This window comes from Nitrosospira briensis C-128, from assembly GCF_000619905.2.
Taxonomy (GTDB): domain Bacteria; phylum Pseudomonadota; class Gammaproteobacteria; order Burkholderiales; family Nitrosomonadaceae; genus Nitrosospira; species Nitrosospira briensis.
Genome location: NZ_CP012371.1, coordinates 2,029,747 through 2,049,484 on the forward strand (window position 1 = coordinate 2,029,747; position 19,738 = coordinate 2,049,484).

Here is a 19,738-nt window from a genome sequence, read left to right on the forward strand (position 1 = left end):
TAAATGCCCGACAATCCTGATTCAATCACAAAACGAACGATTCTATGAGTATCCAGGAATGATAGAAACGACAGCGGGCCGGGAATTTCCCTTGCGGGAGGCGCACAGTCTTGTCCGCGATCTCATGACGCCCAATCCCTGGATTTACTGGGCGGATTTTCTCTTTCATATCTCGCTGGGTTGGGCCGCCTTTTTGGCTGTCCTGTCCATGCCGCTGTTTTCTGCCTGGCAACTTCCACTTTTTATTATCGCTACACTTGCGTTTTATCGTGCAGCTATTTTCATTCACGAACTGGCCCACCTGAAAACGGGAACATTCGGGCTATTCCGCCTGGTGTGGAACGTCACATGCGGCATACCGTTGCTGATTCCCTCTTTTACCTATGACGGCGTTCACAACGATCATCACAAGCGTGATGTCTATGGTACCGCCAAGGATGGGGAATACGTCCCTTTTGCTACCTTGAGGCCGGTGATCATGGTCGGCTATGTACTGCTCTCATTTATTCTGCCGCTCTTTTTCATCATCCGTTTTTTGGTTCTCACGCCGTTATCGTATTTCATCCCCCCGCTGCGTAAACTGGTTTGGGAACGGGCTTCTTCTCTCACCATCGATATGAATTACAAACGTGAGGAAAATGCGATTCGCAGCGACAAGCACTGGAAACTCCAGGAGTTTGCCGCTTTTGTATTCATAACAGCGGTGGTTGCCTGTATTGCGCTGGGCGTGCTGACCTATCACTTTCTGGTCTTCTGGTATGTCATTGCAATGTTCATCTTTTTTATAAATTCCTTGCGTACGCTGAGCGCACATGCTTATCGCAATCCCGGTGATCAACCCATGGAATTTCACGAGCAATACCTCGACTCGATAAATGTTCCGGGCAACCTGTTCATTACCGCCTTATGGGCTCCGGTTGGCTTGCGCTATCACGCGACCCACCATCTTTTCATGAGCTTGCCCTACCACAACCTCGGTGAGGCCCAACGACGTCTCGTGAATGGCTTGAGCGACAACACACTTTATCTGAAGACGGTGCGGACCAGTATGTGGGATGCACTGCGGCGGATTTGGGGTGAAGCGTCTGCAAATGCCCAGGGACGTCAAGCTGACGTAGCCAATTCTGATACGGCGTTTGAGGATAGCGTACGCAGACAAAGAAATGCCTGATAAAGAACCGGGCTGCTGTTGCGCCACGGACAAAAAATCTGAAACTCCAATAAACACGTCAGGCAATGGGCGTTATGATGCCTAAACGTACAAGGCCGACAGGAAGCGAGCCACTAAAAATGAATGCATCAGCTCGAAGCAAGCTGACCATTCCCGTGCCCGGCAGATTTGCGAAAGTGGCGGCGTATCAAGTAATAGTTCCCCTGCTCCAGTAACAATCTACGCCCTGTTTTATTCTTGCCGGGGCCATGTCGTGTTTGTTGCGTTTTCGATCCCTGCCTCCAGGCAATCCGCGAAGTACTTACGGCCCCGGTCGGCGCGTTGCTCAGGCTGTTCCTCCTGAGATTGATTTGCTGCCGGATTTTCCCACGCTCTTGCTCTGAGTCACCTGCCGGCATGATATCTGAAATAAGTCTTGTGGAAATTGCACTTCAGTACAATGTTATTCAAGGAGATACTGCCGGATGATAGGGAGTTGGAGTACAGTACGGCAGGGCGCTTTGCCGATATGAATGATAAACGGAGTGGGAGATAACTGATGAGCCTGGTGGCTGTAGTTGGATTGGGGTATGTAGGGTTACCCTTGGCAGTTGAATTTGGAAAAAAGCGGCGAACCATAGGATATGATCTTTCCAGCAGCAAAGTCGACAGCTACAAGCGCGGCATAGATCCGACCGGCGAAGTTTCCTTTGATAATCTACAAGCGGCATGTCACTTGTCTGTTACCACCGATCCGGCTGAGCTGTCCGAGGCTGATTATATCGTTGTCGCAGTTCCCACCCCGGTAGACCTTGCTCATCAGCCCGATTTTTCGTCGCTCATCGGCGCCAGCGGGGTCGTCGGAAAACATATGAAGCGGGGCGCCATCGTTATTTACGAATCTACGGTTTACCCAGGCGCAACGGAAGAAATCTGCGTTCCGGTTCTCGAAAAGCACTCTGGTATGAAATGGAAAGATGACTTTCACGTCGGCTTTTCCCCAGAACGTATTAACCCTGGCGATAAGCAGCATACGCTTACCAGTATCTTGAAGGTTGTGTCGGGAGACGACCAGGACACGTTGGAGAAAATCGCCGCGCTTTACGAAAGCATCATTACCGCAGGCGTATACCGTGCATCCAGTATCAAGGTGGCCGAAGCCGCAAAAGTGATCGAAAATACGCAGCGTGACTTGAATATCGCATTGATGAATGAGCTAGCCATCATTTTCGATAAGCTGGGAATCGACACCATGGAGGTTCTTCAGGCAGCCGGCACGAAATGGAATTTTCTTCCTTTTCGCCCCGGCCTAGTTGGGGGCCATTGTATTGGTGTCGATCCATATTACCTTACCCACAAGGCTGAAATGATCGGCTACATACCACAGGTTATTCTGGCTGGCCGGCGTATCAACGATAGTATGGCTAAATTTGTTGCTGAGCAGACCATAAAACACATCATCAAGGCTGACATTAATGTCAAGGGTGCCCGAGTGAATGTGCTGGGCTTGTCCTTCAAAGAGAACTGCCCCGATCTCAGAAACTCTAAAACTGCCGACTTGATCAGCGAACTCAAGTCCTATGGCATAGAAATTCACATCCATGATCCTGTAGCCGATCCCGAAGAAGCTCGGCACGAATATAGCCTGGAACTTGAGTCATGGGAAAATCTTCCACGCGCTGATGCACTCATTGTTGCCGTCTCGCATCGGCAATTTATGAATAGACCCTTGACCGATTTCCAATCCAAAATTACCGCTAAAGGTTGCTTTATCGATGTTAAATCCCAGTTTGACCCAGCAGCCCTGCGTGAGGCCGGTTTCAACGTCTGGCGGCTTTGAAGAAAATGAAGAGCGCTGAACAAATCTTTCGCGGAGCGCTTGTTTGACGACTGAGCTGGTAAAATCGGAAATTATTCACAGATTCTTCAGGAAGGGCTAATCGAATAATGACAAGATACCAAGACGTGCTTCAGCATTTGAAGAATCACCCATATCACTGGCTGATCACCGGCGTTGCCGGGTTTATCGGGTCCAGTTTACTGGAGACTTTGCTCAAGCTGAATCAAAAGGTAACAGGTCTGGATAACTTTTCGACCGGTCACCGGCATAATCTCGAGCAGATAAGGGAGTTGGTGGGGGAAGAGGCCTGGCTCAATTTCAGCTTTATCGAAGGGGATATCCGGGACCTGCAAGCATGCAGGGATGCATGCAAAGGCATGGATTATGTGCTGCATGAGGCCGCGCTTGGATCTGTGCCGCGGTCTATTCAAGATCCTATCCGGACAAATGAAAGCAATATTTCCGGATTCCTGAATTTACTGGTGGCCTCGCGTGACGCCCAGGTGAAGCGCTTCATTTACGCAGCCTCCAGTTCGACATATGGCGACCATCCCGGTCTGCCCAAGGTGGAGTCGGTAATTGGCCAGCCCCTTTCGCCATATGCCGTTACCAAGTATGTCAACGAGCTCTACGCAGATGTATTCGCGCGCTGCTATGGTATGCAATCCATAGGGTTACGCTATTTTAATGTTTTTGGCCCCAGGCAGGATCCAAATGGCGCTTATGCGGCAGTGATTCCTCAATGGATTGCTGCGCTTATCCGGGGTCAGACTTTATACATTAATGGAGATGGCGAAACCAGCCGGGATTTCTGCTTTATCGAGAACGTCGTTCAAGTTAATCTTCTTGCGGCGCTGGCTGAAAATTCCGAAGCAGCCAATCAGATTTACAATGTAGCAGTTGGCGAGCGTACAAGTCTGAACCAACTCTATGAGATGATTTGCGCGCTACTTGTGGAGAAATTTCCCGACTTGCGGAACCATAAGCCCACGTACGCGGATTTTCGCAGGGGTGATGTACGACATTCTCAGGCGGACATTTCCAAGGCCGGAAAAATGTTGGGTTTTGAGCCAACTCATCGGATAGATGAAGGGCTCAAGCAGGCCATGGCCTGGTATATCGCCCATCTTGCGCCCGAGGAAGAGGCAACGGGCGAATCGGCTTAGATACACATTTTTATCGTATATTCGGGCTTTTCTCAAAGCTGATCCGTCGCGCCTTTCAATCACCGTCCCATTTTCCTGCTTTTATCAACTGATTTTTCAGACCCGGAAGGGGGAAGCCCAGTTCGTACGCTTTCTTTGCATAAGTTTTTGCCTGTTCATAGTTTTTCCTCTGCATATAGAGCAAGCCGAGATTGTAGTTGATGGTAGGGTTTTCTGGCTGGAGCTCAGCCGCTATCTGAAGCTGCTCTGTGGCCTTATCAATTTGCCCTGCTTTCATCAAATAATTGCCATATACCATACGAACCATGCCATCGGTTGGTTTAAACCGCATGGCTCGATCAAAAAAGCATTCAACCGAATATTTGGAGCCGCTCGGCTTTAAGGTTTTCTCCTTTAAGGCAAGTTTACCCATTGCTGCCAATGCGCGATGGTGATTCGGAAACAGCAGAAGTGTGTAGCTCAAGTCTCCGCCGATGTATCCGGTGTTGCCACTGATCAGTTTCTCGACATTAGGCGTAAAATGATAATCTTCAACGGTTTTCAGATTTCCTCTATAGTCGCTGTTCGTATAATCACCTCCCGCACCTCCTGGTATGACTTCTCCACAATAGGGAGCGGGAGCCGCCTTGAGGTCTGCTGAAATAATCGAGACAACTAATATAACAATGAACGGCATAGCTTTCATAAACGTTCCTTACAATTAGCGTGTTTCGGAGGACGCTTCAACAAGCGCAGTACAGTACAGTTCATCCAGCGCTTTCCGGAAAGGTGTATCAATTATGACTCCTGACTCGCGAGTACGTCAGGTTTTTTCCATTGGCGCACTCGGATGTTCATGCCGAGAAACCGTTCATGTCGAGTAAGGCCCGATCGAAAACGATCGTTAATCTTTCACCACGACTGAATCCAGTCGCTCGTCCCAACGGCTACCTCATCGCGCCATGCGCGCCGCGAAAAAGTATGGTTAGCTTCCGGTAAATTCAGACGCGATACACCTGGTGCCGCCAGCAGTCGCTGCCACTCACGCGAACTTTTAACCAGCTCCAGAAACTCCTGGGCGGTGAGGTCGTCCCCGCTCGTTATTAGCAGTATCTTTCCTTTATAACGACTGAGTGCATCCAGCATTCGTTCCGGCAAGCTGGCGAAATCACAGGATCTATCGCCAGCCTTATCACTCGCGGCTGCAATTTTTCGACCCGGCAGGGCTTTCTCGACAGTCTTCACAAGAGATTGAGTTGCGTTGGCATAATTAAAACGCCCGCTCCACACCTTTCTCCAGAACTCAGGGTCGAGAATGCGAGCGAGATAGTAATGTTTTAGATAGGCTTTTGCAGCACCTTGATCTGTTCTTACCCAGGGATTCAGTAATACCAGGCCAGTTATGCGCCGATCGCGGTGCGCATGGAAAAGCGCAGCTGAGGCAGCATCGCATAAGCCCCAAATCACCAAATTACTGAGCGCCGGCACTTCTTTAAAAAAACGTTCTATCGCACAGTGGAGATCATCTTCCAAATCTTCAAAAGTTCTCGGGGCGCCTTCGCTATCTCCCATTCCTCGGTAATCGAAACGTAGAACGGGTATGCCGATAGAGGCGAGGTGACGAGCAAGCAATGTGAACTGGCGATGGCTTCCGACCCGATATTGCGGCCCGCCCACAACGATCAGCACACCTCTCGAAGCAGTTCGCTCAGGCAGGCTCAAAATTCCATACATCCACGAATCATTGCACTGAAGGGCAAGCGCGCGTTCCTCGAAATTCATCTGGCTTGTTCAGCAAAAATATCAGCTGTCGCCAACACGAGTTCAGGACACTCCGCGATTTCCTGTGTCGCCCAAAACGGTAAGCAAGGCACAAGCTGCAAATGCAGATCAACGCCATTCTGCTTCCATGCGGTGACAACCTTCGCTCCGGCCGCTGTCATGGAACGGCCCGGTTCAGCCACAACCTCGAACCAGTGAACGGGGCATCGTGTTACGAGTAGCTCAGCCGCTTGCAAGATATCAATGGCGGCAGCCATGTCCGGTGCGAGTTCATAGCCGGCTACTTCAAGCGGATTTCCGGCCCTCAAGGCATTGCGCATTGCATTCGTTCCGGTATTTTTTTCTGTACCGGCCTCGCCCAAAAGAATTTCATTGGCGAGCCGAAGGCGCAAAAACCGGGTCAGGAAAGATTCTCCGCTAATTACAGGTTGCCAAAGAATAATTCGGTCAATTGCGTTTTCCGAGCTCCTGGCAAAGTCGAGTGCTAGCAGAGCGCCCAGGCGCAGACCCCAGAGGCTGATCGGAGCGGCAACCCTGTCCTCCAGCCAACTCCATGCAGCAGCCAGGTCCCGCTTCCAGATATTCCAGCTTGCATTCCCGAATTCGCCGCTACTGTCTCCACAGCCGAAAAGATCTATCTGCAGCACGCCAAACCCCGCCGCAGCAAAAGCTCTTGCCTGCATCGCCGCCATACGGCGCGATTTATTCATTTCGTCGCCGAAGGGATGAACGTAAATCAGCACACCGCGGTATTCCCAACCGGGAGGAGGGGCGTAGAAAAGACAAAAACGCTCGCCCAACTCCGCTTTTAAAAAGAAAGGCGTGGCGGGAGCGACGTGAAAAAATGAGTTCATTCAGCCAATTTTTGCTCAACGAAGCGCGTCAGTGTGCCAACGGTTTCAAAGGTGCTTGCGGTAATCTCATCATCATCGACGGTTATATCAAAATGCTCTTCCATGGCGGTGATCAGATTAACCACCGCCATGGAGTCCAATTCGGGAATGCTGCCGAGCAAGGAGGAATCTTCATTGAGGGAATTTTTTCGTTCCCCGAGGCTCAGTACGTCGGACAGAATTTTCTTTACTTCTTCAAGATGCTGCATGTTTACTCCATAGTTGATTATCTTTTTGAGCAGGAAGACGCCTCAAGCCCCTCAGTATCAAGACGAAATTCCGGGAATGAATCGGGGCGGGACGACAAATGAAAGTAGGGCGATATAGAGGAGAACGTAATTTGCCACCGGCCGGCACAAAAAAAGAGTGCGCTGCCCAAGGGCAATGTTCCAAAATGTGCATGGGCATCGAGTGAACCGGAGTTGAATGCGGAAATACGGCTGCACGACCATAAAATGTTATTTTCAGTCAAGATGCGGTTTGCCTGTTCCCATAGACGCGGAAAAGTCAATCCCAGTCGGAGATCCGGCGTCACATACACATCGAAATCCCAAGCGGCCCGTTCTGCCGGTAGCGGTATGTAGCGGGCCCGCACTTCATCCTCTTGATAGCTTCCCAGCAATAGCCACAGAAAACCAATAAAGCGCTCCCCCTTCAAAGCGACCAGACATTTGGCTCCTTGCTTGAACCTGGCTCGGATCACCGCGGCAGGTCTGGGAAACTCCCGGATGATCTCGTCCTGCTCTTGAATCAGCCGGATTTCTATTTTCCTGCCCCTTCCCGGCGGAAGTAAAGCTGTCTTTGCGACTGGCTGGGCGATTAAATAATACCTGTATAGGCGAATCTTTCCTCTTGATATCATCCCCAAAAACTTGCCGAGTACGAAAAGCCCGACATTGAACCAACCCCAGTGTTGTAACATCTGATGAAATGCTTTTTTTTTCACTGCTATTGAGGTCATCACGCAAAACCATTGAGTAGCCAAGATATCAAATACAGGTGGTAACGAGAAATTACGACATAATAAAACCAGTCCGGCGACCTGAATATTTTATAAGCGGGACCGAGAATGAAGCGCCAGCATCTTCAATCCAGTTTTCTTATTTTATCCGCAGACTTTGGTAAATTCCGCTGCTGCAGCCTTTAGCCCAGGAATAGTGGCTTTCTGATACCGAAATCGCCAAGATCTCGGTAGAAAATCAGTTGGGTTCTGTTCCGTGCGGCGTTATTTTGTGACTCTTGGTAAAAACGCGTCAATAGTACTATAAGTCACGGAAGGTTAATTCTTAAAAGTAGAAATCGCTTTACTTTTCAATGTATTTTCTTGTACGCTTCAAAAAAGTTGCCCTGATTGGGAAGAGTAGGGGTATGCATAAACTTAACGTACAAAAACGGGGAGCCCATATGAGTATGCATGCGCGGAACAATCGGGTGGCAAATTTTGCGTTTTCCGCTCTCCTCGTCACTAGTTCAGCGTCATTCTTCATGGCACCAGCATATGCGGACACCTCGTTCGAACGTTTGTCATCACTGCTGGCGGCGACGCCTGAGGGTGGTTGGGTCAAGGCAAGCACCAACCTCTTTTCCGATGCTTGGCCGGTAGGCGCCGATGCGGTACCGAATAGTTGGCCCGGCGCTATTGTGAATGCCTGGAGTTCTTTCGCCTGGGATTCAAGTCGTGGACAAATGATGCTTTGGGGCGGCGGCCACGCGAATTACGTGGGTAATGAAATGTACGTGTGGGATGGCGCTACAGGCAAATGGGAGCGGGGTTCTCTCCCAAGCAGAATAGACGCCCATGGATTTATCGTCGACAGCGCGGCGCCACAATCGGCGCATACCTACGACAACAACAACTATCTGCCTGTCAATAAGATGTTCATTACGTTCGGAGGGGCAGCGCAGAACGGTGGAAATTTCGAGAAGACGGATGGCAAGAATGTGACCCGTGCCGGTCCTTTCTTGTGGGATCCTGATAAGGCAGATCCCAATAAGGTCGGTGGTACGACCGGTTCGGGCTGGAATACGACCAATATTGCGCAAGGCGGCAACATGTGGACCGACCGGCAAGGGCAATGGACCGGATCTGAACCGCCTATTTACGTTAACGCTACCACTGCCTACCGTACCGAGAACGGCAAGGACGTAGTCTACCTTACCGCAGACTCGAATGCATCAGGGTTTCCGGTACTCTATCGCTATGCAGTGGGGGACGTGAGGAACGGCGGTAAGGACTCATGGGAAGCTATTGGCACTACATGGAATTCTGTCGGATACCAGGGCACCGCAACAATTGATACGACGCACAACCTTTACATTAGGACCGCCAATCATATCGGGCCATACACGGCAGATTTGGCCATATGGGATTTGGACAATTCCAATGCAGCCAATCCCAATAGTAATGCCGATATCGGAATCAATCTCGTAAACAGCGATGGCAGTGATTTCGTAATGGGTGCGACTTATGGTATTGGTTATGATTCGGCCGATAACATGGTTGTGCTATGGGATGGAAGTGGCGGCGGCGGAACAGTTTGGGCAGCGAACGTTCTCACCGACGCAGATGGCAACATCGGCTCCAACACCACGTGGACTATCCATGAGATGCAAAGCTCGACGTCAAGTCATCCTCATGGTGATTTTGCTACCGGCGTTCTCGGTAAGTGGCATTATGATCCCACGCTGGGCGCGTTCGTCGCGCTGGACCAGATTGCCCCTGAGAACGGCGGAGCGTGGGATGCCGCTGTGTGGTTATACAAGCCGGTCGCGGGGGTGGTTCCCGAACCGGAAACATATGCGCTTCTGCTTGCGGGGCTTGGCCTGATCGGATGGTTCGCTCGCAGGCGTCAAGAAATACCGAAGCGCCAGCAAAGCTGGCGCTCTCCTCAATCGCGATCAGAGGTGCTTGACACGATTTCCGGAACGCCATGCCTTGCTCCCGCACGTGACAGGCAAATTTGAAATTTGCGATCATTGCTGAGAGGTTTTCTTTTTCACTTGATCGGATGAGCTACGCGGAATCGCCCATATCGAAGGAGATAATTCCGTCCTGCCAAGATTATCCTTCTGGCCGATGCTGATCTCATGTGTCATGCTCGGCCTATCCCGCAACAGATTTCCGCAAATATGTCGTAGATGAGCAAGAATGATGGTCGTCAGCTACATCGGGATCACTCCAACAAATAGTTCTCAGGCGCAACGCTGGAATACGAAGAGGCACGGTTCTCTTTTGTAATCTACCGATGCGCGCGAGATGGACCGAGTAAAGATGAGGTATAGATGAATCTCGCAATAGTAGTTCCATGTTTTAACGAGGAAGAAGTGCTTGGAACCACGATCAGCCACCTCCGGGAACTGCTGAATCGGCTTATAGCCGAGCGACTGGTTGATCCCGAGAGTACGATAACCTTTATAGACGATGGCTCGAAAGACAAAACATGGAATCTGATCGAAAATGTCGCAAGATGTGATAGTTCAATGCATGGCATTAAACTGTCGAGAAATCGCGGGCATCAGAACGCTTTGATCGCCGGGCTCATGACCGTTAGCGGGGACGCGATAATTAGTGTTGACGCAGATCTTCAGGATGATTTATCGGCGATAAGGGAGATGGTGATCAAATATCGGGGAGGTGCTGAAATCGTCTATGGTATCAGGGTGGATCGCAGAACGGATGCGCGATTCAAAAGAATGAGTGCAGAAGGATATTATCGGGTGCTGCGCCTGCTGGGTGTTGATATCGTATTTAACCATGCAGATTATCGCCTGATGGGCTACCACGCGATAGAGGCCTTGAAGCAGTATGGCGAAGCCAATGTATTCTTGCGCGGAATTATTCCCCAGCTTGGTTTCAAAACGGAAAATGTATATTACAGGCGCGCCGAGCGTTTTGCCGGTGAATCAAAATATCCTTTAAAAAAGATGCTTGCCCTGGCGTGGGACGGCCTGACTTCATTCTCATCGCTTCCTCTGCGATGGATTACACTACTGGGATTCACCGTATCCATGTTCAGCTTCGCCATCGGGAGCTGGGCGTTGATAGCGCGTCTTTTCTTCGATGGAAGCGTGCCGGGATGGGCGTCCACTGTGATCCCCATGTATTTTTTAGGCGGAATCCAGCTTTTAAGCCTAGGGATTATAGGAGAATATATTGCCAAGATTTACGCCGAGACGAAACGCAGGCCCCGATACATCATTGAGAAAATGATTTAGCGGCACGACCAACCGATCAGGTAACCCAAATGGATCGCGCAGAGTTCGATAAATTTGCCGAAGAATACAAGTCGCTTCATCGCGAAAATATAGTCGCTTCAGGCGAAAACCCGGAGTACTTCGCGGAGTACAAAATGAAGGACTTGAGAAGAATTGTTCAAGTGGCCCGGGATATTGAGATAGATGGGTCCTTCCTCGACTTTGGAGCGGGAGTGGGTACTTCAGTGCCTTTCTTCCGTAAGTATTTTCCTTCCGCACACCTTACTTGTCTGGACGTTTCAGAAGCCAGTCTTGAAATTGCGGCTGCAAATTTCGGCAGTATGGCGAAATATATCGCTTTTGACGGGAGGGCGCTTCCGTTCGAAGATAACAGCTTTGATGCCGCTTACGCCTGTTGTGTTTTCCATCATATTTCTCCCGAGGAACATGTTTATTTATTGCGGGAACTGCGGCGCGTTCTGAAGCGGAACGGGATCGTCATGATTTATGAGCATAATCCCCTCAATCCGCTTACCGTTCGGGCGGTTAATTCCTGTCCCTTTGATGAAAATGCCGTGCTGATCAGGGCCAGCACCATGTACAGAAATTTCAGGTCAGCGGGTTTCCCATCTGCGTCGGTGAGCTACCGGGTTTTTTTTCCAAAGCTGCTCAGCTTTATCCGGAGCATCGAGGCCTCGCTGGGGTGGCTACCGCTTGGTGCCCAATATTATGTAACCGCCGCAAAAGGTGACTAGCCTCCCCGTTACGTCGCGTTTTTCGCCAACGGCAAGTGGAGAACACACGTGCTTGCAAGCTTACTGCAACCATTACGCTTTATTCTGGTGGGGGTTGCGAATACATTATTCGGTCTATCGGTTATATTTGCTGCAAAAGGCCTCGCCGGACTCGATGACTTCGTCTCTAATCTGCTCGGATACGGTTTTGGATTGCTGCTGAGTTTCTTTTTTAACAGAAAATGGACATTTCGCCACAATGGCGGCATTTATCCCACTGCTGCGCGTTTCCTGCTGGCTTTTCTGCTTGCCTATATTGCAAACTTGATGACGCTTTACGGGTTGCGGGATGGCGCCGGAATAAATTCATATCTTGCACAGACTATAGGCATAGTACCTTATACCGTCGTCTTTTATCTTGGCAGCCGGTACTATGTTTTCACCCCAAATCGTGGGTGAATGTCAGGCTCCGCGATGCTCTGGAACGCGCAGGGACTTGATCTCGATAAGCACATCTCCGAATCTGAGGTTCTGGGGTCGGCAAGGCGCCACACTGCCGCCGAATAGATGTGGCGGCAAAAATTCCGCCACGGCAATATACTCGAGAACGAGGGTAAGGATAATATTTTAAGGAAGAAAGAGCGCCGGACCGATCAACTAATCTCATGATGGTGCTCATGTTGGTGTTTCGGCAGCCGCCCCGATCAACTTTTTCGCTCTTTTTCAAAAAATACGATGAAAGTTGATACCTTACTTGCACGGCTTCAGTCCCTGCTCATGCATCCGTGGTTTACCCCCGTGTGCTTTTCCGTATTTATCGGAACCCGTCTTGCGCTTCTTCTTTTTGTTCCTGTAGAACCAAGTTCCGATGCAATGTGGTATTTCAGCAGGGCTGTCAACATCGTAGAGCATGGCTCATATTCTGAAGGGGGCTTTCCAACTGCTTACTGGCCAGTCGGTTATCCTGCATTTCTTGCGTTCTTGTTTACTTTCACCGGTCCGCATCTCATTGCGGTGCAATTTGCCAATCTGGTTCTGGCGGGATGCACTTTCTGGCTGCTCTTTTACTTTGTGAAAACTGTATTTAAAAGCAGTTCGACAGCTCGCCTGAGTATTTTTCTGCTCACTCTGTATCCTAATAGCGCAGCCTACATACCATTGGTGGCTTCCGAAGTGCTCTACACATGCGTGCTCCTATTTGTTAGTCTATTGATGCTAAGCCGTCACTCTGCCTTGGCCATATTGTTATGCGGCATAACGCTGGGCTTAGCCACATTAATAAAAACACAAACGCTGCTACTCGCACCGATCCTCGCCGCGATTGCTTATTCCCGGGGCTGGACTCTGCTCGACCTCAAAGCCGGAGTCATCCGTGCTATAGCGGTTTCAATACTGATGCTGGCTGTAATAGCGCCGTGGACTTTGCGAAACTACCTTGTTTTTGATGAATTTGTTCCTGTCTCGACAAACGGTGGAACATCTCTTTTAGCCGGGAATAATCCATCCGTTGTTGGGGACTATGGGCATGATTACTCTGAAACCGACCCGCTATTCAAGCAAGCCGAGTTCAGCGTTGCCGACCAGGTCGCGGCGGATAAACGCGCTCGAAAGCTCGCCAAGGAGTGGATTCTCGAAAACCCGGGTACGTTTATCGGCATGATGCCCAAGAAATTCTTCCGCTTCTGGGGCATGGATGGCGAAGGGGAGTGGGGCTATCAATCCGGTACCCCCTGGTATGACCAGCATGCCAAATGGTTTCGGTCGGTGCGCGTAATCAATCAGATTTACTATTTTCTCCTGTTGAGCGGCTTCGCAGTAGCGATCTGGAAACTCTTGCGTACGCCGGCAAAGCCTGCCATGTATTACGGTTTGGTAATCGCAATCTATTTCACTCTTATCAGTCTTGTTTTTTCCGGACAGTCGCGTTATCACTTTCCTGTCATGCCATTTGTTATCGCGTATGTCGCCTGGATCGTAAATGAGATGTTGAATTCAAGAAAACGGGTTGCTGCACTTGCTGCACTCCCCGGTGCATGATGAATGTGGGGGGAAATATGGCTGCTTTGGGTGTGATAGTGCAAACCTATCGGAAGTCGAGCCGCGTTTCGTGAGGAAATCCGCTCGTCCACCGTAGCTTGATTTGTTTTTTTCGAGGCGTAACATCCAGGACAACCCAAGTACCCTTTACCCTGCGGCAGGATAGCGTTAGATGACAAAACAATCCCAGACTACCGATATGCTGCCCGATATTACCATCGTCTCTACCATGTATCGATCGCGACCGTTCCTTGAGCGGTTTCTTGCCGAATGCCTACAAGCTTTATCCGATATAAAATGCGATCACTTTGAGATATTGCTGGTCAATGATGGATCCCCGGACGATTCATTAGCCTATGCGCTGGAACGCAGGACTGACATTTCCCAACTGGCAATAATTGATCTGTCACGCAACTTTGGCCATCATCATGCGATACAAGCCGGATTGCAGCATGCGCAGGGGAAACTGGTCTTCCTCATCGATTGCGACCTGGAAGTATCGCCTTTAATATTGGCTGAGTTTCACCATAAGCTTCGTGAATCGGACTGCGACGTTGTTTTTGGTTACCAGGAAGCGCGCAAGGGCGGACGATTCGAGCGGATAAGTGGAAGCCTGTTCTGGAAGGGATTCAATTTGCTCAGCGATATAAAGATTCCCGAAAATATCCTTACCGAAAGGATCATGTCGCGTCGCTATGTCGAAGCGCTGTTGCAAATGGGCGACCGTAACCTGTTTCTTGGCGGGATGATGAGCTGGACCGGATTCCAGCAGATTGGCCTGCCCATCGTAAAAAAACAGCGCGCTGGCGGCAGTACCTATACGCTCATGCGGCGTATAGGCTTGATGGTTAACGCAGTCAGTTCTTTTTCCGCCCAGCCTTTGGTTTGGCTGTTCAACACCGGGGTAACCATAACCCTGCTAAGTTTCTCCTTCGCGTTCTACCTGATCTTTCGGAAATTATTTTTTGACGACACCCTGCTGGGTTTCACCTCGCTAATGACTGTCATGACGCTTAGTCTTGGTATTTTGACCACGGCGACGGGCATTGTCGGTATATATCTCGGAAAAGTATTCACCCAGGTGCAAAACCGTCCGACGTATATAGTCAGGGATATTTACCGCTGAACATTCACCCTTTTATAACCCTTCATTATTTCGCTCGATTCCTTTCAGTTATCGGAATGTCATGAACCAACAAGAAAAAGATCGTTACTATACAAGACCAGAACTCGAGGGAATGAAATTCAGGAAACTGGGCCGGGATGTGCTTATAAGCCGTATTTCACGTCTTTACATGCCGGAGTATATCTCGATTGACGATTTTTCCATCGTGGACGATTTCTGTATCCTCTCCGGAAATGTCGAGATTGGCAAGAATGTTCACGTTGCTCATGGCTGTCGAGTTATCGCTGGCCGCGAGGGCATTATCATGGCGGACTTCTCGGGATTGGCATTTGGCGTAACTATATTTGCTCAATCGGACGATTATGGCGGAAACGCGTTAACAAATCCGACCGTACCCATGGAATTTCGCAAGATCTCGAGAGCGCGGGTTGAGATAGGTCGTCATGCCATTGTCGGTGCGGGAAGCGTTATTGTTCCTGGTGTAATACTTAGAGAGGGGTCCGCAATCGGTTCGTGTAGCATGGTAACCAAGTCGACTGATCCATGGGCGGTATATTTCGGAACGCCAGCCAAAAAAATAAAAAATAGAAGCCGGGATCTCCTGGAGCTGGAAAGAAGATATTTGGCAGAACGATCCATCAGGAATTAAATGACGGGTTGGCTTCGAAGAACCGGGAGTGGAAACTCGTGTGCAAACCCTTCTCATGAGCTGCTTTGCATCCTTTACGGCAGAAAATTGTGTCCACTGGGTAATGCTTCAGTCCTCTTTTCGGCCATTCAGGTTTTCCATCCCGAGGCCGTTAGCCTCGAAAGGAGAACTTGCCTGACCTATACACTCAAGAACATCTATCGAGAATGACAAAGGAATATCCATGAGCCAGGAAATTGATCAGGATTTAACCGCATACGACCGAAATTATGTTCTGGATAATAATCTGACCCTGCAGTGGTATCCGCAGCGAGTTGTGGACATGGCGCAGGCTCGAACTGGCAGCATGCTGGAACTGGGTCTGGGACATGGTTTCTCTACGGAATACTTTGCCAACGCATTCCAGCGTTATCGCGTGCTGGAAGGCTCCCAGGAAATGATCGATCGCTTCCGCGAGCGTTTTGCAACTGAAGGAATCGATATTATCCATGGTTATTTCGAGGACTTCGAGACCGACGAGCGCTTCGATGCTGTCAGCATGGGCTTTATTCTTGAGCATGTGGACGATCCTGCTTTGATTATCCGAAAGTATGCCCGCCTGTTATCCCCGGATGGATCGATATACATTGCTGTCCCCAACGCTGAGTCTTTGCACCGCCGTTTCGGGTACGCCGCGGGCTTGCTCGCCGACATGGGCGCTTTAAGCTCAGCGGATCTCGAGTTCGGCCATAAACGCTATTTCACGCTGGAGTCTTTGCTTGCGATGGTGCAGAGCGAGGGGTTGGAGGTGCGCAAGGTTGAAGGCCTCTTGCTCAAACCGATCACGACACAGCAGATGCTCGATTTGAATCTCAGCGAAGCGATTTTGCAGGCCATGCTCAAAGTAGGCGTCAGTTATCCCGAATTGTGCAATTCGTTATTAATGCGGGCGAGCTGGCCCAGGTAGACGGAATATCCAGCAAATCTCCGCCCACCACAATTTACCAATTTCTTGAGTGCTCATATAGAACCCTCCAAGCAGCTTCGTAACCGAAACGATATCTCAATGCAAGCGTTTCTTCTTCGCTTCCACCATTTTGGTCTGGCCAGCAGACGACCGGAGCAGACCCTTCGATTCCTCCGGGGATTGGGCCATGAGGTAGCCGCGCAGGTCTACGACCCGCTACAAAATGTGAATCTCTGGCTGTGTACCCACTTCTCCATGCCGACCGTCGAGTTGGTCGGTCCGGCCGAGGGGTCGGGGCCGCTGGATGCAATCCTCGCTGCATCGAATGAAAGCATCTATCATCTTTGTTACGAAACGGAAAATCTCGCTGTCAGTCTTGAATCCATGAAGGTAGCCGGATTCCGTGTGATCTGCATATCGGCTCCCAAGCCCGCGATCCTTTTCAATAACAGGCAGGTCAGCTTCTACATGGTCAAGGATTTTGGCATAATCGAGTTATTGGAGCCCGCCTGATGATATCGACAGACTAGAGTGGTTGCAGTGGCTTCCTCATTCCCCACGGATCCCCCCCCGGCGTTATCCGATCTGATCAGTACCGGCGATACGATGTATGCCGCACTGTCGTCAACGGTTCCCGAGTATCGCTTCGGCTTCTTGCGTAACATAACGCTGGAAGGCATCGAGCCTTACCTGCGCTACCACATGCTGGCGATCGGGATGCGGCCGACTCTGGTTTTCGGTGGTTATGGATCGCTGCGTCAGGACCTCGTATCGCCGGACTCGCCTCTGGTTAAATGTAGTCCGAACATTCTGGTAACAGCATTCATGCTTGAGGAGTTGGATTCCAGCTACGGACTGCCCGGTTGGGACGCTTCCCGTTCACAAGAAGAGTTGAGTGCGATTTTTGCGGCCTTGATGGCGACCGACGTGCCCACTATCGCCCTCAATACGTTCATCGTTCCTTTTTATTCCGAGACAGGCGCTTTAATCGCTGCGCTGGATGTTGCCAACCAGGTAGCCAGGCTGAATGATTTTGTGCGCAACTTTGTCCGTGAGCACAGCCCACGCTTCTGTTTAATGGATTGGGATCGGCTTGCACATCGAATAGGCGAAGCCGAGGCGATGGACTATCGGTACTGGTATATTTCCAAGGCGCCGTTCAAACGGCCCTTTCTTGATGCGCTGGCGCGTGAGTTGGTAAAGGTTGTGCTTACCCTCAACGGACGCGGCAAGAAGTGCCTGGTCCTGGATTGCGATAACACGCTCTGGGGAGGTGTAATCGGGGAGGATGGCATCGAAGGTATCCAGTTGGATGGTCATGATTACCCAGGCCGCGTGTACTATGATTTCCAGAAGAACGTTCTGCAATTGGCCGAGCGCGGAGTGCTGATTGCGCTCTGTTCCAAGAACAACGAACAGGATGTGCTTGAGGTACTGGATAACCATCCGTGGAGTCTGCTCAAGCGCACCCATCTATCCGCTTTCCGAATCAACTGGAACGACAAGGCCGCTAACCTGGCGGGTCTGGCAAAGGAATTGAATCTTGGCCTCGATGCATTCGTATTCGTGGACGACAATCCTCGGGAGCTGGAATTATTGAGGCAGGTATTACCTCAAGTCACCACCCTGCAGGTACCGGATCGGCTCTATGAATACCCGGCATTGCTGTTACGCGACGGCTTGTTCGATACGCTGATCATCAGCCAGGAGGATAGGATACGCGCCAGCCTTTATCAGACCGAGACGCAGCGGAGAACCGAGCGCAACCAGCATGCAAATCTGGAGGACTATCTTTCATCGCTGGGGCAGGTGGCGGCCATTCACACCGCCACCGATGGGGAAGCCAGACGGGTTGCGCAATTGACCCAGAAAACGAACCAGTTTAACTTGACGACCCGGCGCTATTCCGACCACGAGATCGCGAACTTTCGTGCCTCCCCGGACGCTCGCGTCTATACCTTATCCGCCCGTGATCGCTTTGGCTCTCTTGGGTTGACAGGTGTTTTTATCGCCCAACGGCGGCAAGATACTGCGGTGGTCGATTCTCTTCTGATGAGTTGTAGAGCACTCGGCCGCCAGCTCGAGTTCGCATTCGTCCTGGAGTGCATGCGGCACATTGTGGCAGACTGGCAAGTTCAAGCGTGGGAGGCGGAATACCTGCCCTCAGCCAAGAATAACCAGGTAGCCGATTTCTGGGGCGGGTTAGGTTTCATGCTGCTGGAAGAAGTGAAAGGAGATCGGCGCTACAGGTTGCCGGCTTCCATGCCTGAGATGGCGTCCCCTTTTTTTATCCATGTCGAAAGAGAGTAACACCCTTATGTCTGATATAGAGCGCCGTACCCGTGTTGTCATGGGCAAAGTACTGCAAATGCCACCGCAAGATATTTCCGTGGATGCTTCCCGCGAGACGCTTGCGGCCTGGGATTCGCTCAAGCACATGAATTTGATCCTGGCGCTGGAGGATGAATTCAGCGTCGAGTTCAATGACCAGGAAATAGCGGGTATAAACAGCCTGAACCTCTTATTGGAGGCGCTACGGATTAAATGCCCATGAATGATGAGCGGCGTGATAGGCCTTTGATCATCTTCGGTGTAGGCGAACTGGCCCAACTGGCCTATTTTTACTTTACCCATGATAGCCTCCGGCAGGTGGTCGCCTTCACCGTGGATGGCGCCCACCTTCAGCAGGATCAATGCATGGGGTTACCCGTACTGCCTTTTGAGGAGGTGCACGTACACTATGCGCCCCAGGAATATGACATGTTTGTGGCGATAGGCTATGCTCGCCTCAATCAGGCTCGAGCGGAAAAGTGTTTAGAAGCCAAAGCGCGAGGCTACCGCCTGGCAACCTATATCAGCAGCAGGAGCGTGACATGGACCGACCTGATCATTGGCGAAAACTGTTTCATCATGGAAGGGAACATAATCCAGCCTTTCGTGCGGATAGGTAATAATGTCATCATCTGGTGCGGTAGCCTGGTGAGTCATCACGTCGAAATCGACGACAATTGTTTCATTGGTGCGCATGCAGTCGTCTCGGGTCACGTGAAGATTGGCGCTCACAGTTTCGTCGGTGTAAATGCCACGCTTCGTGACAAGATCACCTTGGCAGAGCAGACCCTGGTTGGGGCGGGTGCGCTGATTATCGCCAGCACCAAGGAGAATACCGCTCATCTCGCCGCAGCCAGTCCGGAAGCGGGTGTCCCCAGCCAACGATTGCAATCACTACTCTAGCCGAATCA

General features: G+C 50.6%; 20 protein-coding genes. 15 read left to right on the top strand and 5 right to left on the bottom strand.

The window, feature by feature from the left end; genetic code table 11:
* The first annotated feature begins 58 nt into the window (after positions 1-58).
* The 3 genes from F822_RS09230 to F822_RS09240 all read left to right on the top strand — a co-directional run bounded on the left by F822_RS09230 (position 59) and on the right by F822_RS09240 (position 4,156).
* A complete protein-coding gene (locus tag F822_RS09230; RefSeq protein ID WP_025040927.1) occupies positions 59-1,171 on the top strand; it encodes a fatty acid desaturase family protein in 1,113 nt (370 codons plus the stop codon).
* 538 nt (positions 1,172-1,709) lie between these two features.
* The gene (locus tag F822_RS09235; RefSeq protein ID WP_025040926.1) at positions 1,710-2,990 is read left to right on the top strand and encodes a nucleotide sugar dehydrogenase; all 1,281 of its coding nucleotides are present in this window, start codon (positions 1,710-1,712) and stop codon (positions 2,988-2,990) included.
* A gap of 107 nt (positions 2,991-3,097) precedes the next feature.
* On the top strand, positions 3,098-4,156 hold the full coding sequence (locus F822_RS09240; protein ID WP_025040925.1) for an SDR family oxidoreductase: 1,059 nt from the start codon (positions 3,098-3,100) through the stop codon (positions 4,154-4,156).
* A gap of 55 nt (positions 4,157-4,211) precedes the next feature.
* Here F822_RS09240 and F822_RS09245 read toward each other — a convergent pair whose 3' ends face one another.
* The 5 genes from F822_RS09245 to F822_RS09265 form a co-directional block, all read right to left on the bottom strand.
* Positions 4,212-4,841, bottom strand: coding sequence for a tetratricopeptide repeat protein (locus F822_RS09245; protein WP_025040924.1), 630 nt, complete (start codon positions 4,839-4,841; stop codon positions 4,212-4,214).
* A 206-nt stretch (positions 4,842-5,047) separates the two neighbouring features.
* Positions 5,048-5,917 carry a hydrolase 1, exosortase A system-associated gene (locus F822_RS09250; RefSeq protein ID WP_025040923.1) on the bottom strand — a complete coding sequence of 290 codons (870 nt, stop codon included), beginning with the start codon at positions 5,915-5,917 and terminating at the stop codon, positions 5,048-5,050.
* Positions 5,914-6,771 (bottom strand): hydrolase 2, exosortase A system-associated, encoded by an 858-nt coding sequence (locus tag F822_RS09255; RefSeq protein WP_025040922.1) that lies wholly within the window; start codon positions 6,769-6,771, stop codon positions 5,914-5,916. The genes F822_RS09250 and F822_RS09255 overlap by 4 nt, the downstream gene beginning before the upstream one ends.
* Positions 6,768-7,019 carry an acyl carrier protein gene (locus F822_RS09260; RefSeq protein WP_025040921.1) on the bottom strand — a complete coding sequence of 84 codons (252 nt, stop codon included), beginning with the start codon at positions 7,017-7,019 and terminating at the stop codon, positions 6,768-6,770. The genes F822_RS09255 and F822_RS09260 overlap by 4 nt, the downstream gene beginning before the upstream one ends.
* A 17-nt stretch (positions 7,020-7,036) precedes the next feature.
* Complete coding sequence (locus tag F822_RS09265) at positions 7,037-7,771, bottom strand: GNAT family N-acetyltransferase (RefSeq protein WP_025040920.1); 735 nt, start codon at positions 7,769-7,771, stop codon at positions 7,037-7,039.
* Positions 7,772-8,295: 524 nt separating this feature from the next.
* Here F822_RS09265 and F822_RS09270 point away from each other — a divergent pair.
* The 12 genes from F822_RS09270 (at position 8,296) to F822_RS09325 (ending at position 19,730) form a co-directional block, all read left to right on the top strand.
* Positions 8,296-9,774 carry a PEP-CTERM sorting domain-containing protein gene (locus tag F822_RS09270; RefSeq protein ID WP_231623450.1) on the top strand — a complete coding sequence of 493 codons (1,479 nt, stop codon included), beginning with the start codon at positions 8,296-8,298 and terminating at the stop codon, positions 9,772-9,774.
* Between the two features lie 318 nt (positions 9,775-10,092).
* Entirely contained in the window at positions 10,093-11,025 is a 933-nt protein-coding gene (locus F822_RS09275) for a glycosyltransferase family 2 protein (protein WP_025040918.1), read from the top strand.
* 29 nt (positions 11,026-11,054) lie between these two features.
* Positions 11,055-11,759, top strand: a complete 705-nt coding sequence (locus F822_RS09280; protein ID WP_025040917.1) for a class I SAM-dependent methyltransferase — start codon at positions 11,055-11,057, stop codon at positions 11,757-11,759.
* A 48-nt stretch (positions 11,760-11,807) separates the two neighbouring features.
* The gene (locus tag F822_RS09285; protein ID WP_025040916.1) at positions 11,808-12,197 is read left to right on the top strand and encodes a GtrA family protein; all 390 of its coding nucleotides are present in this window, start codon (positions 11,808-11,810) and stop codon (positions 12,195-12,197) included.
* Between the two features lie 276 nt (positions 12,198-12,473).
* Complete coding sequence (locus tag F822_RS09290) at positions 12,474-13,775, top strand: ArnT family glycosyltransferase (RefSeq protein ID WP_025040915.1); 1,302 nt, start codon at positions 12,474-12,476, stop codon at positions 13,773-13,775.
* Positions 13,776-13,947: 172 nt separating this feature from the next.
* On the top strand, positions 13,948-14,901 hold the full coding sequence (locus F822_RS09295; RefSeq protein ID WP_082204627.1) for a glycosyltransferase family 2 protein: 954 nt from the start codon (positions 13,948-13,950) through the stop codon (positions 14,899-14,901).
* A 61-nt stretch (positions 14,902-14,962) separates the two neighbouring features.
* On the top strand, positions 14,963-15,550 hold the full coding sequence (locus tag F822_RS09300) for an acyltransferase (protein ID WP_025040913.1): 588 nt from the start codon (positions 14,963-14,965) through the stop codon (positions 15,548-15,550).
* Between the two features lie 223 nt (positions 15,551-15,773).
* Positions 15,774-16,496, top strand: a complete 723-nt coding sequence (locus F822_RS09305; RefSeq protein ID WP_025040912.1) for a class I SAM-dependent methyltransferase — start codon at positions 15,774-15,776, stop codon at positions 16,494-16,496.
* 99 nt (positions 16,497-16,595) lie between these two features.
* Positions 16,596-17,009 carry a VOC family protein gene (locus tag F822_RS09310; protein ID WP_025040911.1) on the top strand — a complete coding sequence of 138 codons (414 nt, stop codon included), beginning with the start codon at positions 16,596-16,598 and terminating at the stop codon, positions 17,007-17,009.
* A 27-nt stretch (positions 17,010-17,036) separates the two neighbouring features.
* The gene (locus tag F822_RS09315) at positions 17,037-18,806 is read left to right on the top strand and encodes an HAD-IIIC family phosphatase (RefSeq protein ID WP_156304384.1); all 1,770 of its coding nucleotides are present in this window, start codon (positions 17,037-17,039) and stop codon (positions 18,804-18,806) included.
* 7 nt (positions 18,807-18,813) lie between these two features.
* Positions 18,814-19,050, top strand: a complete 237-nt coding sequence (locus tag F822_RS09320) for an acyl carrier protein (RefSeq protein WP_025040909.1) — start codon at positions 18,814-18,816, stop codon at positions 19,048-19,050.
* Positions 19,041-19,730, top strand: a complete 690-nt coding sequence (locus tag F822_RS09325; protein WP_231623452.1) for an acetyltransferase — start codon at positions 19,041-19,043, stop codon at positions 19,728-19,730. Before F822_RS09320 ends, F822_RS09325 begins: the two co-directional genes overlap by 10 nt.
* Positions 19,731-19,738: the final 8 nt, after the last annotated feature.

What these genes read in the sequence shown, in the direction of transcription:
- F822_RS09230 (WP_025040927.1), top strand. Translation starts at nt 59, where the DNA reads ATGATAGAAACGACAGCGGGCCGGGAATTTCCCTTGCGGGAGGCGCAC.
- F822_RS09235 (WP_025040926.1), top strand. Translation starts at nt 1,710, where the DNA reads ATGAGCCTGGTGGCTGTAGTTGGATTGGGGTATGTAGGGTTACCCTTG.
- F822_RS09240 (WP_025040925.1), top strand. Translation starts at nt 3,098, where the DNA reads ATGACAAGATACCAAGACGTGCTTCAGCATTTGAAGAATCACCCATAT.
- F822_RS09245 (WP_025040924.1), bottom strand. Translation starts at nt 4,841, where the DNA reads ATGAAAGCTATGCCGTTCATTGTTATATTAGTTGTCTCGATTATTTCA.
- F822_RS09250 (WP_025040923.1), bottom strand. Translation starts at nt 5,917, where the DNA reads ATGAATTTCGAGGAACGCGCGCTTGCCCTTCAGTGCAATGATTCGTGG.
- F822_RS09255 (WP_025040922.1), bottom strand. Translation starts at nt 6,771, where the DNA reads ATGAACTCATTTTTTCACGTCGCTCCCGCCACGCCTTTCTTTTTAAAA.
- F822_RS09260 (WP_025040921.1), bottom strand. Translation starts at nt 7,019, where the DNA reads ATGCAGCATCTTGAAGAAGTAAAGAAAATTCTGTCCGACGTACTGAGC.
- F822_RS09265 (WP_025040920.1), bottom strand. Translation starts at nt 7,771, where the DNA reads ATGACCTCAATAGCAGTGAAAAAAAAAGCATTTCATCAGATGTTACAA.
- F822_RS09270 (WP_231623450.1), top strand. Translation starts at nt 8,296, where the DNA reads ATGGCACCAGCATATGCGGACACCTCGTTCGAACGTTTGTCATCACTG.
- F822_RS09275 (WP_025040918.1), top strand. Translation starts at nt 10,093, where the DNA reads ATGAATCTCGCAATAGTAGTTCCATGTTTTAACGAGGAAGAAGTGCTT.
- F822_RS09280 (WP_025040917.1), top strand. Translation starts at nt 11,055, where the DNA reads ATGGATCGCGCAGAGTTCGATAAATTTGCCGAAGAATACAAGTCGCTT.
- F822_RS09290 (WP_025040915.1), top strand. Translation starts at nt 12,474, where the DNA reads ATGAAAGTTGATACCTTACTTGCACGGCTTCAGTCCCTGCTCATGCAT.
- F822_RS09295 (WP_082204627.1), top strand. Translation starts at nt 13,948, where the DNA reads ATGACAAAACAATCCCAGACTACCGATATGCTGCCCGATATTACCATC.
- F822_RS09300 (WP_025040913.1), top strand. Translation starts at nt 14,963, where the DNA reads ATGAACCAACAAGAAAAAGATCGTTACTATACAAGACCAGAACTCGAG.
- F822_RS09305 (WP_025040912.1), top strand. Translation starts at nt 15,774, where the DNA reads ATGAGCCAGGAAATTGATCAGGATTTAACCGCATACGACCGAAATTAT.
- F822_RS09310 (WP_025040911.1), top strand. Translation starts at nt 16,596, where the DNA reads ATGCAAGCGTTTCTTCTTCGCTTCCACCATTTTGGTCTGGCCAGCAGA.
- F822_RS09320 (WP_025040909.1), top strand. Translation starts at nt 18,814, where the DNA reads ATGTCTGATATAGAGCGCCGTACCCGTGTTGTCATGGGCAAAGTACTG.
- F822_RS09325 (WP_231623452.1), top strand. Translation starts at nt 19,041, where the DNA reads ATGCCCATGAATGATGAGCGGCGTGATAGGCCTTTGATCATCTTCGGT.